This window comes from Bradyrhizobium sp., assembly GCF_019244115.1.
Classification (GTDB): domain Bacteria; phylum Pseudomonadota; class Alphaproteobacteria; order Rhizobiales; family Xanthobacteraceae; genus Bradyrhizobium.
Window position 1 is genome coordinate 1 of sequence record NZ_JAFATE010000008.1, and the last position, 13743, is coordinate 13743.

Here is a 13743-nt window from a genome sequence, read left to right on the forward strand (position 1 = left end):
GCAGCCAAAAGCTTGCCGATGTCGCAGTCGATCGTGAGATAAAAGTGCGGCACGTTCTGGATCGAGGCGGTCAGCCGCTGCGCGATGGTGCGGCGCATGCCGTCGTGCGGAACGATCTCGTATGATCCCGGCTCGAACAGCGCGAGAATCTGCTTGTCCGACATCGATGGCGCAATCGCAGGTGATGGCGCGGGCGCAGCAGCCGGCGCCTTCAGCCCCCTGCCCGATTTCGCCTCCTCGACGTCGCGGGCGACGATGCGGCCATGCGGGCCGGTCCCCATGATGCGGGAAATCTCGATGCCGGCCTCCTTGGCGAGTCGCCGCGCCAAGGGCGAGGAGAAGATGCGGCCGCCGCCATTGCCCTGCGGCGCGGGCGATGCCGCCGGCGCGATCGGCGGCGCGGCACCGACCGGCGCAGGTGCCGCGGCAGGTGCGGGAGCCGGCGAAGCTGCAGGCGCAGCGGCAGGCTTCGGCGCCGGCGCTTCGGCCGTCTTCGGAGCTGGCTTGTTGGCGGTGGCGGCGCCAGCGGCCTTGACGTCCTCGCCGTCACCGGCGAGCACCGCGATCACGTCATTGACCGCGACGTCCTGTGTGCCCTCGGGCACCACGATCTTGGCCAGCGTCCCCTCATCGACCGCCTCGACCTCCATGGTCGCCTTGTCGGTCTCGATCTCCGCGATCACATCGCCGGACTTGACCTTGTCGCCCTCTTTTTTCAGCCATTTGGCGAGATTGCCCTTCTCCATCGTCGGCGACAGCGCGGGCATCAGAATATTGATCGGCATTGTTAGTGACCTTGTTTCGATCGGGGCGTGGTTGTGCCCGGGTCCGTCGGCCGCGCGAGCTCGGCTTCGAACATGTCGATGATCCGCGCCAGCGCATCCTCTTCGGTGTAGTCGCCCTCGCGCGCATAGGCGCGCGCGGCATGGCGGGCGACATCGACCAGCAGCATGCCCCAGACGTCGGGCTCCTCGAAGGCGCGGGTGAAGGCGATGGAGAGGCCGCCATCGAGCACGAAGGCACGCAGCACTTCCGTTGCGTCCTCGCGGCCGATGACGTCAGGCGGCAGTGGCTGTTCCTTGGGGCCTGCCATGAATCACCGATAGCAGACGGCCTTGGCGGCCGCGACCACATCAGCCGCGGACGGCAGCGCCAGTTTTTCCAAATTATGCGCATAGGGCATCGGCACGTCCTTGCCGGAAACGCGCGTGACCGGCGCATCGAGATAGTCGAAAGCGTGCTCCATGATGCGCGCGGCAATCTCGGCGCCGACCCCGCTCTGCTGCCAGCCTTCCTCGACCGTGACCGCGCGGCCGGTCTTCTTCACCGACGCGAGGATGGTGTCAGTATCCATCGGCCTCAGCGTGCGCAGGTCGATCACCTCGGCCTCGATGCCCTCCTTGGCGAGGTCGTCGGCCGCCTTCAGAGCGTAAGTCATGCCATTCGACCAGGAGATGATCGTGACGTCGCCGCCCACGCGGGCAATGCGCGCCTTGCCAATCGGGATCACATAATCGGCGAGTTTTGGTACCTCGCCCGAATGGCCGTAGAGCACCTCATTTTCGAGGAAGATCACCGGATTGGGATCGCGGATCGCGGCCTTCAACAGGCCCTTGGCGTCGGCCGCCGAATACGGCGCGACCACCTTCAGACCGGGAATGTGCGAATACCAGGCTGAATAATCCTGGCTGTGCTGCGCGGCGACGCGCGCTGCCGCACCGTTCGGTCCGCGGAACACGATCGAGCACCCGAGCTGGCCGCCGGACATATAAAGCGTTTTTGCCGCGGAATTGATGATCTGGTCCATCGCCTGCATGGCGAAGTTGAAGGTCATGAATTCCACGATCGGCTTCAACCCGGTCAGCGCGGCGCCGATGCCGATGCCGGCAAAGCCGTGTTCGGTGATCGGCGTGTCGATGACGCGGCGGGCGCCGAACTCCTGCAACAGCCCCTGGGTAATCTTGTAGGCGCCCTGATATTCGGCGACCTCCTCGCCCATGATGAAGACATCGCCGTCGCGCCGCATCTCCTCGGCCATGGCATCGCGCAGCGCCTCGCGGATGGTCATCGTGACCATCTCCGTCCCCGCCGGGATTTCCGGATCGGGTGCGGTGGCGGCTTGCGGAGCGGCGGGCGCAGCCGCAGGCGAAGCCGGCGTCTCGGCCTTGGCGGCAGCGGGCGGCGCGGACTCCGCCGCCTTCTCCTGCTTGGCGGGGGCCGACGACACCTTGGCGAGGTCGGCGGCGCTCTCACCGTCGGCCAGAATGGTTGCGATCGGCGTATTGACGGCGACGTCGGCGGTGCCTTCGGGGATCAGGATCTTGCCGAGCGTGCCCTCGTCGGTCGCCTCGACCTCCATGGTCGCCTTGTCGGTCTCGATTTCGGCGATCACGTCACCGGACTTGATCGGCTCGCCTTCCTTCTTGAGCCATTTGGCGAGATTGCCCTTTTCCATGGTGGGCGACAGAGCAGGCATCAGCACTTGGATTGGCATAGTGGCTCCGGGAAATCAGTCTTTTTGGCTTGTCCTGCGTCGCGGATCGCGCGTCTTACGAAAGTCGCGCGAGCGGTCTCTAGTGATAGATGTCGGTATAGAGTTCGGATACGTCCGGCTCGGGATCGTGCTGGGCGAAATCGGCAGCGTCGTTGACGATCTCGCGCACCTTGGCGTCGATGTCCTTCAACTCCTGCTCGCTGACCTTGGCCGCCAGCAGACGGTTGCGCACCTGCTCGATCGGGTCCTGGTCGTGGCGGACCTTTTCGACCTCCTCGCGCGTACGATATTTTGCGGGATCCGACATCGAGTGACCGCGATAGCGATAGGTCTGCATTTCCAGGATGAAGGGACCATTGCCCGCCCGGCACCACGCCACCGCCTTGTCGGCCGCCGCCTTCACGGCGCGCACGTCCATGCCGTCGACCTGCTCGCCGGGAATGTTGAAGGAAGCACCGCGCTTGGAGAAATCGGCCTGCGCGGAGGCGCGGGCCACCGATGTCCCCATCGCATAGCGGTTATTCTCGATCACATAGACGACCGGCAGCTTCCACAGCTCGGCCATGTTGAAGCTCTCATAGACCTGGCCCTGATTGGCGGCGCCATCGCCGAAATAGGTCAGGCTGACGAAATCATTGCCGCGGTAGCGGTTGGCGAAGGCGAGGCCGGTGCCGAGCGAGACCTGCGCGCCGACGATGCCGTGACCGCCATAAAAATTCTTCTCGATGCTGAACATGTGCATCGAGCCACCCTTGCCCTTGGAATAGCCACCGCGGCGGCCGGTCAGTTCGGCCATCACGCCCCGCGCCTCCATGCCGGTGGCGAGCATGTGGCCGTGATCCCGGTAGCCGGTTATGACCTGATCGCCCTTTTTCAGGGCCATCTGCATGCCGACCACGACCGCTTCCTGGCCGATGTAGAGGTGGCAAAAGCCGCCGATCGCGCCCATGCCGTAGAGCTGACCCGCCTTCTCCTCGAAACGCCGGATCAGGAGCATGTCGCGCAGCGCGGTCAATTCCTGCTCTCTGGTGAATTCCGGCGGCGAGCCGTTGTCTTTTTCCTGGCCCTTGTCCTGCCCTGATTCCTTCGTGACGCTTTTCTTGGGTACGGCCATGGCAATTCCGGGTGAGAGAATGAAGGCCCCTCTCTAACCCAACTCAAACCGCTGTGAAAGGATTGCGTGACAAGGAAAAGCTCTGCCTTTGCCGCAGTGCAATGCGACGCGAAATCGGCCCCGCTACGCTCCGCGCTTGCGTCCGGTTGCAACACCGCTTCCATTAACCATGGAAGGCGATGTGCGCATTTATTCCAAAAAGGCAATCGGCGGCGCAATGGCGTTGCGCCGCCGGCTTGTTGATCTGAACAGCGATCAGACAAAGCGAGCGTCTTGGCGATGTACCCGACCAGGAGGTTCTTGCTGATAATGGTCGAGCATCATCTTGTGGGTCGCGTCCGATGCCGCTTGCTCGTAGCCGCCGAACGCCCCATGCGCCCGCGCGGCACGACGAATTTGCCGCCGGTGAAATTGTCATAGCGCTCGGCGAAGGGAACACGACTGGTGTTGAAAATTCCACCTTGTTCAGAGCACTGTTGGAAGACCGGCGCTCAGCATTGCTCGGCAAGCGGCTGAACATCGCGCGGCTTATGCGCGTACCGTTCGCATGCTATGCCCTGCTGCGACGACGAGGAGGGTTCGTCGGTCGAACCTGCGCGCGGGAGCCAATTCAAGATGCTGGAGACAAGAATATTCAACAGCGCGGGTGAAAGCGTCATCGCAGAGATACACGAGATACAAGCCCGGGTATTTGAGCATCCATTTGCGCTGGGAAAAATCAGGGAACGGGTCTCCGGGAAGGACGCTTTCCTTTCCATCCACGCATATTCCGACGGCGGAATTGTCGGTTTCAAGACCGGCTTCTCCATCGGCAGCGGTGTCTTCTACAGTTGGATTGGGGGAGTCGATCCGGAACAGAGAAGGCTTGGCCTCGGCAAACGCCTGATGCTGATCCAGCATCAGGAGCTCAAAGCTCTGGGATTTGTCAAAGTGCGGACCAAGACCCAGAATCGATTCCGCGACATGATCATTTTGAATCTCAAATCGGGATTTGAAATCGTCGACACTTTTGTTGAAGAAGGCAAGGGATTGCAGATCTTGCTGGAGAAACAGTTGTAGAGACGTCGCCTGAATGGATCTGCGCGCCGCTCGCACCGGCCGTCAGCTTGCCCATAGCGGGGCGCGCATAGACGGGTGAGTTGATCTGCATCAAACTTCGACCGCATGACAGAAGCGGACTGCTATGCCGCTGGATGAATGAGCGTCAGCGAAGTTCGCCCGCGTTTTCGATAGATCAGGAAATCGGAATCCAGCGTCAAGACGCCATGTCGATCATGGATTTCGGCCATACGAACGATGCACACATCAGCCAAGGACATCGGCGTGTCCCTGTACTTCTGAAGCAGCTTGCGCAACTCGGCGAGGCTCTCTTCGAGCCGGAAGGCAACGCTTAGTGCCCCATTTTGGATCAGCTCCAAGATGGTGTCCTGCGCCCTCGGGTAGCGCGCCAGCAAGTACATGGTTTCGGCGAGAACAGATTCAATCAGACACCCATATTTCCATGTTTATGGCGATGGGTTGCAAAATCAAGATCGTGCCTTGAGCGAAGGCGGGCAAGCGCGGGCATGACGCACATCTTGAGATGCCGGATCAATCATGCAGCTTCAGTTCGGCGTGTTCATCCGAACGAGATCATGCGGATTGACGTAGTCGAGCTGGAAACGGGCACGCTCGTCCAGCATGTCGGGATCGATATGGTCGGAGCGGAGCAGCGAGACGCGCTGCTCGCTTTCGGCCCGCTCCTTCTTCAGGCGCGCGAGCTCGGAGGTGAGCGCTATGATCTCCTGGTCGAGCTCCTGCTGCGCGTTCAGCCCGTACCTGCCCGTATAGGCGTTGACGCCGAAATAGCCGACCAGCGCCGCCGCCATCGTGTAGAGGGCAAGGCCGGTGAGAAACGATTTCAGGCGGGCGCGCGTGACCATGCGCCGGAGGATGGAGGGATGCGGTTAATGGAGTGCTAAGAGGCGACCGAGTCACAGCTCGTCATGCCCGCTTTAAGCGGGCATGCAGTAATCCGAGGCGCCAGTTTTCCGCACGAGTTGGGCCGCGGACTACTGGATTGCCCGGTACAAGCCGGGCAATGACAGCGATAGATGGCGCCGCTTGTCTGTTACCCGTTCTGCTTCTCGACGAAGGCAGCAAAGGCCGTGAGATACTGCGCAAGGATCTGCTGCAGGGTCTCCTTGACGCACTCGCCCTTGTCGTTGAAGGCGTCGCCGACGGCATTCAGATAGGTCTCCGGCTGGCCCATGATCGGACCGCAAATGCCGGGCAGGATGTTCTGCAGGTGTTTTGCTGCGCTGACGCCGCCGAGCGGACCCGGCGAGTTCGAGATGATGCCGACCGGCTTGCCGAGAAACGAGCTCTTGCCATAGGGACGCGAGCCGACATCGATGGCGTTCTTCAAGACGCCGGGGATCGAGCGGTTGTATTCGGGCGTCACGAAGATGACCCCATCGGATTTCTGCAGCTTTTCGCGGAACGGCAGCCAGTCGGCCGGCGGGCTGGCTTCGAGATCCTGGTTGAAGAACGAGATGTCGTGCAGCGTCGTCACGTCGAGTTTCAGGCTGGCGGGCGCGAGTTTCGCCAGGGCATTGGCGATCTTCCGCGAAAAACTCTCCTTGCGGAGGCTGCCGACGATGACGACGATGGAGTACGGAGCGGCCATGGCATGTCCTTGTTGGGTAGGGAACGGCCGTCTTCCCTAGCCTCGCTGCCAGAAACATGCAAGTGCATGAACTGGCGGTTTTGGAAACGCAGCGTTCGCCAGCAGGAGATGATCGCGGCCGTGTGAGCCGAACATCACGAGATCAACCCGAGCCGCAGATGAACCGCGCTCCCCGCTTCCGAGGAGTGCTGGGGTGGGGGCATAACGTGGACAGCGCGCTCGTGTTCGCGAGATGCTCGCCCCCACCCGCCACGCTTTCCAAGCGTGGCGACCTCTCAGATCGTCGGATTCCAGGTCGAGGGGATCAACCGGTAGCCGTTGCCGTCCTTCTCGACATGGCCGATCGAGGGGAAGGTGAAGTGGAAGCCGACCACGGTTGCCTTCTCGGCCGCCGCGATGTCGTAGAATTTGTGCCGGGTCTGCTGCGCGCGGTCGCCATCGACGTCGAAGGCGACATGCCAGTCGGGATTGCGCAAGAACAGTTCAGGGATGTTGGTGACATCAGACTGGATCAGCACCTTCGCACTCCCGGAGGCCACGGCGAAGGAGGTGTGCCCAGGCGTGTGGCCGGGCGTTGCGATCGAAGTGATGCCGGGCGCGATCTCCTTGCCCCAGTCATATCTCGTCACCTTGGATTCGATGCCGGCAAAGGTCTTCTTCACATTGGCAAAATAGTTCTTCATCATCTCGCTGGACTGCGCCTTGGCGGCCTTCTCGTCGCTGGTCCAGAACTCCCAGTCCTTGGCCGGCACCATCACTTCCGCGTTCGGAAACGCGAGCCCGCCATCGGCCGCGCGGATGCCGTTGGTGTGATCGGGATGCAGATGCGACAGGATCACGATGTCGATGCTCTTGGCCTCGACCCCGGCCGCGGCGAGGTTCTGCAGCGTGCGGCCGACCGCACCCTTGCTCGGCTCGAGATTGCCGACGCCATTGCCGGTGTCGATCAGGATCAGTTTTGAGCCGGTGTTGATCAGTTGCGGGTTGAACGGCACCGTCACCATGCCCTTGGGCATATAGGCCGCATCCGCCACCGCCAGCGCCTCGTCCTTGGCCACGTTGGTCACGAATTTTTCGGGCATCGGGAATGACCGGGCCCCGTCATTGATCGAGGTGCACTCGTAGTCGCCGACCTTGTAGCGGTAGAAGCCGGGCGCCTGGGCTCCCGACGGTTGCACCGCAGCGCGTGCCGTCGGCATTCCCCGTGACCCCAGCACACAAGCGGCTCCGGCCAGCGCGGCTCCGGCCAGCAATTGACGTCGGCTCACATCAGACATGTTCAAACTCTCCCCTCAGCTCTTGTCGTTCGCACCCGCACGATGTGAAATGATCGTACGTGCCGGGCGAACAACACGCTCGCCCAGGGTGTCAACACCTGAGGCGCCGGCTTCATCCCGGCTTGTTTGGATTGATCAGAAACTTCTCGCCGGTGGCGCGCTTGGCATAGACGGCGATGTTCGCAAGATCGAGCGCCTCCTGCAGCGACACGATTTTGGTGTAATGGCTGGCAAAGGTGGTCTTCAGCTCGTCGACCACGCGCTGCCGCAGCTTTGCTGCATCCGCCTGCCCGATCTTCATCAGGAATGGAAACAGCAGCCAGCCGCCGATCCCCCAGGCCATGCCGAAGGAGCGGACCAGCTCGGTCGGACGGGTGTCGAGGCCGCCATAGATGTAGACCTGCTTGTGCACGTTGGTGCCGTAGCGGCTGTAGACTTTTGCGGTCTTGTTGGCCGCCGCCTCCATACCGGTGAGGATCTGGCCGGCGAGGCGGCCGCCGCCGATGGCGTCGAAGGCGATGGTCGCCCCGGTCTCGGTCAGCGCGCTGGTCAGCTCATCCATGAAGGTCGGCGAGGTCGAGTCGACCACGTATTTTGCACCGATGCTGCGCAAAATCTCGGCCTGCTCCTGGCTCCGCACGATATTGACCAGGGCAATGCCGTCCTTCAGGCAGATCTTGTTCAGCATCTGTCCGAGATTGGAGGCGGCCGCGGTGTGCACCAGCGCCTTGTGGCCTTCGCGGCGCATGGTCTCGGTCATGCCGAGTGCGGTCAGCGGATTGACGAAGCAGGAGGCACCCTCGGCCGGCGTGGTGCCGGCAGGCAGCGGCAAGCATTCGCCGACCTTCAGGCAGCGATATTGCGCGTACATTGCGCCGCCGATCATCGCGACGGTCCTGCCTTTCAGCGCTTTAGCGGCATCCGATGAACCCGTCGCAATCACGACGCCGGCGCCCTCATTACCAACCGGCATGGATTCGTCGAGCCGCCCGGCCATCGCGCGCATGCCCGCTTCGGGGACCCGCGCCGTGATGACAGGCGCGTCCTTGGTGCCGGACGCTTTCGCCGTCGCCATGTCGGCTGCGCCGATCAGGAGCCCGAGGTCGGACGGATTGATCGGCGTGGCCTCGACCCGCACCACGACCTCGTCGGGTCCGGGTTCGGGCGTGGGCACGCCCACCAGCGAAATTTCGAGCTCGCCGCTCTTTTTAATCAGCGATCGCAGCTGCAGCCCGCTTCTGCCGTCACTCATCGGTCACTCCTGCTCTCGTCGTTGATCAGCTTAGGCCAGCGCCTTCAGCGCCGCCCTGCCCGCGTATTTCGCCTGCTTGCCGAGCTGCTCCTCGATGCGCAGGAGCTGGTTGTATTTTGCGGTACGATCCGAGCGCGCCAGCGAGCCGGTCTTGATCTGCCCGCAATTGGTCGCGACCGCGAGGTCGGAGATCGTCGAATCCTCAGTCTCGCCGGAGCGGTGCGACATCACGGCGGTGTAGCCGGCCTTGTAGGCCATCTCGACGGCGGCGAGCGTCTCGGTCAGCGTGCCGATCTGGTTGACCTTGATCAGGATCGAGTTGGCGCGGCCATGTCTGATGCCATCGGCAAGCCGCGTCACATTGGTGACGAAGAGATCGTCGCCGACTAGCTGGCATTTCTTGCCGACGAGATCGGTAAGCTCCTTCCAGCCCTCCATGTCGTCCTCGCTCATGCCGTCCTCGATCGAGACGATCGGATAGCGCGCGACCAGGTCAGCGAGATACTTGGCCTGTTCGGAGCGCGAGCGGGTCTTGCCCTCGCCGCCATAGACGTAGCTGCCGTCCTTGAAGAACTCGGTGGCGGCGCAGTCCAGCGCCAGCATCACGTTCTCACCGGCCTTGTAGCCGGCCTTGCCGATCGCGCTCATGACGAAATCGAGCGCGGCATCGGCCGACGGCAGGTTCGGCGCAAAGCCGCCCTCGTCGCCGACATTGGTGTTGTGGCCGGCCTTTTTCAATTCGCCGCGCAGCGTGTGGAAGATCTCGGAGCCGCAGCGCAGCGCGTCGGCGAAGGTCGTAGCCCCCACCGGCATGATCATGAATTCCTGAAAATCGATCGGGTTGTCGGCGTGCACGCCGCCATTGACGATGTTCATCATCGGCACCGGCAGCGTTCGCGCGGAGGTGCCGCCGACATAACGATACAGCGGCATGTCGAAGGAGGCGGCGGCGGCCTTGGCGCAGGCCAGCGACACGCCGAGGATCGCGTTGGCCCCGAGCCTGTTCTTGTTCGGCGTGCCGTCGAGCTCGATCAGGGTCTGGTCGATCTGCACCTGGTCTTCAACCGAGCGGTCGGTCAGCGCCTCAAAAATCTCGCCATTGACGGTGTCGACCGCCTTGCGCACGCCCTTGCCGAGATAACGCGACTTGTCATTGTCGCGCAGTTCGACCGCCTCATGGGCGCCGGTCGAAGCGCCCGAGGGCACCGCGGCCCGTCCCATGGCGCCATCCTCCAGCACGACGTCGACTTCGACGGTCGGATTGCCGCGGCTGTCCAGAATCTCGCGGCCGATGATATCGACGATGGCAGTCATGAGTTGCGTTTCCGTTGGTTGGTGGACGGGTTTGGGTAGCGTCTTTACACGGCGAGCAAGCAAATGTGAACGCTCGGGGACTGCGTTAGCCTGACGGCTCTGACGCGTCGGGGCTATGCTCACGCGAGATTGATCTGCGCACCCGATTTCAACTCTCTAGACATTAAGGGTAACGCAATGAATCGCCGCCAGTTTCTCGCCAGCGCCACGGCCGGAATTCTGATCCCGCCCGCATTGCGTCGGGCCACCGCGCAGGAAGCGCCTTTCCCGACAAAATATTATCCGATCAGGGCCGGCATCGGCCTGCATGATGTCGCGCCCGCCGCCGATGGCACGGTCTGGTTCACCGGCCAGGGCAGCGGCCTGCTCGGCCGACTGGATCCGCGCGATGGCTCGTTCAGTACATTCCCGTTGGGCAAAGGCGCCGCCCCGCACGGCGTCACCCTCGGGCCTGACGGCGCGCCATGGATCACCGAGGGCGGCCAGAACGCGATTGCGCGCGTCGATCCCGGCAACGGCAAGGTCACGCTGTTCCGCCTGCCGAAGGACGCCGCCGACGCCAATCTCAACACCGGCGTGTTCGACAAGGCGGGCACTTATTGGTTCACGGGCCAGTCCGGATTCTACGGCCATCTCGTACCGAACACAGGCGAGATGAGGGTCTTCAAGGCACCCAGAGGTTTTGGACCTTATGGCATCACGGTCACGCCCCAAGGTGACGTCTGGTATGCCTCGCTCGCAGGCAGCTATATCGCCAAGATCGACCTCGCAACCGGCAACGCAAGCATCGTCGAGCCGCCGACGCCGCGCCAGGGCGCGCGGCGCGTGTGGTCGGACTCCAGGAGCCGCATTTGGGTCAGCGAATGGAATAGCGGCCAGGTGTCGGTGCATGATCCGGCCGATGGCTCGTGGAAGACCTGGAAACTTCCCGGCAATGATCCCCACGCCTACGCCGTCTATGTCGATGGCAGCGACAAGGTCTGGCTCACCGATTTCACGGCGAACGCGATCGTGCGTTTCGATCCCGCGACTGAAAAGTTCACCGCATTCCCGAGCGACAAAATCGGCGCCAACGTCCGGCAGCTGAACGGCAGGCCGGGCGAAGTGTGGGGCTGCGAGTCCGGCAACGACCGGCTGGTCGTGATCCAGAGTGCTGCGTGAGATTCGATCGCGTCCGCCTGACGTTGCATGCCGCCTTGCGCCAATGTCCTTGCCCGGTTAGGTGAGGACATGACGAAAAAAACCGTGCAAAGCCCGTTGCAGCTCGGCCGTGCCGTTGAATGGCCGAAAACGCCCGAGGAGGCGAAACTCGATGCCGTGCCCAATCCGCAAGCCGGCACGGACTATCTGGTGCGCTTCACGGTCCCGGAGTTCACGTCGATCTGCCCGGTGACCGGCCAGCCGGACTTTGCGCATCTGGTCATCGACTATGCGCCGGGCCGGTTTCTGCTGGAGTCGAAATCCCTCAAACTGTTTGTCGCGAGCTTCAGGAATCACGGCGCCTTCCACGAGGACTGCACCGTGATGATCGGCAAGCGGATCGCAGAAGAGATCAAGCCGAAATGGCTCCGCATCGGCGGCTACTGGTATCCGCGCGGCGGCGTCCCGATCGACGTGTTCTGGCAGACCGGCAAGCTGCCGAACGGCCTTTGGGTGCCCGACCAGGGCGTGGCGCCGTATCGCGGGCGGGGCTAGGCGGCCACGTCAGGCCGCCTCACCGCATCGGCCGGCACACGCGGCCGCAGCAATGCCGCGCAGACGAGGCCGAGCACGATGATGATGGTCGCGGTCGTGAGCAAGGTCGCGAGTTTGCCAATCGTGTGCAGGCCAAAGCCATAGGCGATCGGGCCGACGGTCTGGCCCATGAAGAAGAAGAACGAATGCAGCGACAATGCGGTGGCGCGCGCCTCCACGCTGAGCTCGCTGGCGAACACCTGCAGGCAGCCGTGAATCATGTAAAAACCCCATCCCATCACCAGCATGTTGACGAACTGCAGCTTCCAGCCCGGACCGAAGGCGATCGCGGCCAGCTGCAAGCCGACCAGCGAGGCGCCCGCGATCATCATGCGCTTGACGCCGAGCCGCGGCAGGAAGCGCGACACGGTCATCGTGTAGAATAATCCGCCGATCGCAAACCCGGCGATCACCAGGCCCGCAACCGACAGCGAGGGCTCGCCGAGTTCGACCAGGAACGCGGCGATGTAGGGAAACAGCCCGAGTACGCAGCAGCCTTCGATGAAGACCGCCGAATAGCAGATGCGCGCATTCGGGTTTGCGAAGATCGTACGGTAGCCCTGTTTCAGGGCCGAGAGACTGGTTTTTGGCGGATGCGTCAGCGCAGCGCCGCGGAAGCCCAGCGCGACGGCGACGGACGCCACCAGCACCAGGCTGCCGAGCACGGCGAGTACGCCGCGCCAGCCGAGGAAGTCGCCGATCAGGCCGGAGACCGAGGCGCCCAACAGATTGCCGGTCATGGAGCCGGCCAGCGTGCGACTGATCGCGATCTGGCGCTTCTCTGATCCCACCAGGTCGCTGGTCAGCCCCAGCGCCACCGGAAATACCCCGCCCGCGCCGACGCCGGCGAGAATCCGCGTGGCAAACAGCAGCGCGAACGAGTCCGAAAGGGCGCCGAGCACATTGGAGAGGCCGAGCAGCGCAAGGCAGACGATGATCAGCCGCGCCTTGCCAAACAGGTCGGCGGCGGCGCCGATCAGCGGCTGGATGATCGCAAAAGTGAAGGCGAACACGGCGGCAAAGCCGGCGGCCCTCGCGATGCTAATGCCGAAATCAGCGGCGACATGCGGCAGCACGGGGTCGAGCGCGCGCACCGACAGGCTCGCGGCAAAGCTTGCGAGCGCAATGATGTTGAGCGCCGGCGGCAGCCGCCCGGTCTGCGGTCGCGCGAGCGTCCGATGCATCAGGCCGCTTTGCGCTTGGCCAGCGCGTCGAACGCCATCAGCGTGCGGACCAGGCCCTCGAACTCGGCAAGCGGCACCATGTTCGGGCCATCGGACGGCGCGCGATCGGGATCGGGATGGGTCTCGATGAAGACGCCCGCGACGCCGACCGCGACCGCGGCGCGCGCCAGCACCGGAACGAACTCGCGCTCGCCGCCCGACGATGCGCCCTGCCCGCCCGGCTGCTGCACCGAATGCGTGGCATCGAAGATCACCGGCGCACCGGTGCGCGCCAGAATCGGCAGCGCGCGCATGTCGGAGACCAGCGTGTTGTAGCCGAAGGACGCGCCGCGCTCCGTGACAAGCACGTTGGGATTGCCGGCGCCGGTGATCTTGGTCACCACATTGGCCATGTCCCAGGGCGCCAGAAACTGTCCCTTCTTGACGTTGACGACCTTGCCGGTCGCAGCCGCCGCGAGCAGCAGATCGGTCTGCCGGCACAGAAAGGCCGGGATCTGCAGGATGTCGACGGCTTCCGCCACCTCTGCACATTGCGCGGCTTCATGGATGTCGGTCAGAACCGGCAGGCCGAGCGAAGACCTGATCTCGGCAAAAATCGGCAACGATTTGTTCAGTCCCAGGCCGCGTTGACCCGACGCGCTGGTGCGGTTGGCCTTGTCGAACGAGGTCTTGTAGACGAGCCCGATACCGAGCCGGCCGGAAATCT

General features: G+C 63.3%; 15 protein-coding genes. 3 read left to right on the forward strand and 12 right to left on the reverse strand.

All coding sequences use genetic code 11. From position 1 onward, the window contains the following. The 4 genes from JOZ76_RS00240 to pdhA all read right to left on the reverse strand — a co-directional run. Positions 1–785: biotin/lipoyl-containing protein (locus JOZ76_RS00240; protein WP_291696630.1), on the reverse strand; the 785-nt coding region annotated here is incomplete at its 3' end. Positions 786–787: 2 nt separating this feature from the next. Then, a complete protein-coding gene (locus JOZ76_RS00245; RefSeq protein ID WP_291696631.1) occupies positions 788–1093 on the reverse strand; it encodes a DUF5076 domain-containing protein in 306 nt (101 codons plus the stop codon). 3 nt (positions 1094–1096) lie between these two features. Then, positions 1097–2494, reverse strand: a complete 1398-nt coding sequence (locus tag JOZ76_RS00250) for a pyruvate dehydrogenase complex E1 component subunit beta (protein WP_291696632.1) — start codon at positions 2492–2494, stop codon at positions 1097–1099. A gap of 79 nt (positions 2495–2573) precedes the next feature. Continuing rightward, positions 2574–3608 (reverse strand): pyruvate dehydrogenase (acetyl-transferring) E1 component subunit alpha, encoded by a 1035-nt coding sequence (pdhA, locus tag JOZ76_RS00255; RefSeq protein ID WP_291696633.1) that lies wholly within the window; start codon positions 3606–3608, stop codon positions 2574–2576. A gap of 615 nt (positions 3609–4223) precedes the next feature. Here pdhA and JOZ76_RS00260 point away from each other — a divergent pair. Then, complete coding sequence (locus JOZ76_RS00260) at positions 4224–4667, forward strand: GNAT family N-acetyltransferase (protein WP_291696634.1); 444 nt, start codon at positions 4224–4226, stop codon at positions 4665–4667. A 122-nt stretch (positions 4668–4789) separates the two neighbouring features. Here JOZ76_RS00260 and JOZ76_RS00265 read toward each other — a convergent pair whose 3' ends face one another. The 6 genes from JOZ76_RS00265 to eno all read right to left on the reverse strand — a co-directional run bounded on the left by JOZ76_RS00265 (position 4790) and on the right by eno (position 10119). Further along, positions 4790–5062 carry a hypothetical protein gene (locus tag JOZ76_RS00265; protein ID WP_291696635.1) on the reverse strand — a complete coding sequence of 91 codons (273 nt, stop codon included), beginning with the start codon at positions 5060–5062 and terminating at the stop codon, positions 4790–4792. Positions 5063–5212: 150 nt separating this feature from the next. Then, positions 5213–5530 carry an FtsB family cell division protein gene (locus JOZ76_RS00270; protein ID WP_291696636.1) on the reverse strand — a complete coding sequence of 106 codons (318 nt, stop codon included), beginning with the start codon at positions 5528–5530 and terminating at the stop codon, positions 5213–5215. Positions 5531–5718: 188 nt separating this feature from the next. Further along, positions 5719–6276 (reverse strand): NADPH-dependent FMN reductase, encoded by a 558-nt coding sequence (locus tag JOZ76_RS00275; RefSeq protein ID WP_291696637.1) that lies wholly within the window; start codon positions 6274–6276, stop codon positions 5719–5721. 275 nt (positions 6277–6551) lie between these two features. Further along, positions 6552–7553 carry an MBL fold metallo-hydrolase gene (locus JOZ76_RS00280; RefSeq protein ID WP_291696638.1) on the reverse strand — a complete coding sequence of 334 codons (1002 nt, stop codon included), beginning with the start codon at positions 7551–7553 and terminating at the stop codon, positions 6552–6554. A gap of 112 nt (positions 7554–7665) precedes the next feature. Continuing rightward, complete coding sequence (locus tag JOZ76_RS00285) at positions 7666–8805, reverse strand: zinc-binding dehydrogenase (protein ID WP_291696639.1); 1140 nt, start codon at positions 8803–8805, stop codon at positions 7666–7668. A 30-nt stretch (positions 8806–8835) separates the two neighbouring features. Further along, a complete protein-coding gene (gene eno, locus JOZ76_RS00290; protein ID WP_291696640.1) occupies positions 8836–10119 on the reverse strand; it encodes a phosphopyruvate hydratase in 1284 nt (427 codons plus the stop codon). Positions 10120–10296: 177 nt separating this feature from the next. Here eno and JOZ76_RS00295 point away from each other — a divergent pair, with 177 nt between their 5' ends. Further along, entirely contained in the window at positions 10297–11280 is a 984-nt protein-coding gene (locus JOZ76_RS00295) for a Vgb family protein (protein ID WP_291696641.1), read from the forward strand. 69 nt (positions 11281–11349) lie between these two features. Further along, entirely contained in the window at positions 11350–11814 is a 465-nt protein-coding gene (queF, locus tag JOZ76_RS00300; RefSeq protein ID WP_291696642.1) for a preQ(1) synthase, read from the forward strand. Here queF and JOZ76_RS00305 read toward each other — a convergent pair. Together JOZ76_RS00305 and kdsA are read right to left on the reverse strand one after the other, a co-directional pair. Continuing rightward, positions 11811–13037: an MFS transporter gene (locus tag JOZ76_RS00305; RefSeq protein ID WP_291696643.1), complete on the reverse strand. Its 1227-nt coding sequence runs from the start codon at positions 13035–13037 to the stop codon at positions 11811–11813. The genes queF and JOZ76_RS00305 overlap by 4 nt on opposite strands. Beyond that, a partial coding sequence (gene kdsA / locus JOZ76_RS00310; protein WP_291696644.1) for a 3-deoxy-8-phosphooctulonate synthase occupies positions 13037–13743 on the reverse strand: 707 nt, incomplete at its 5' end. The genes JOZ76_RS00305 and kdsA, both read right to left, overlap by 1 nt.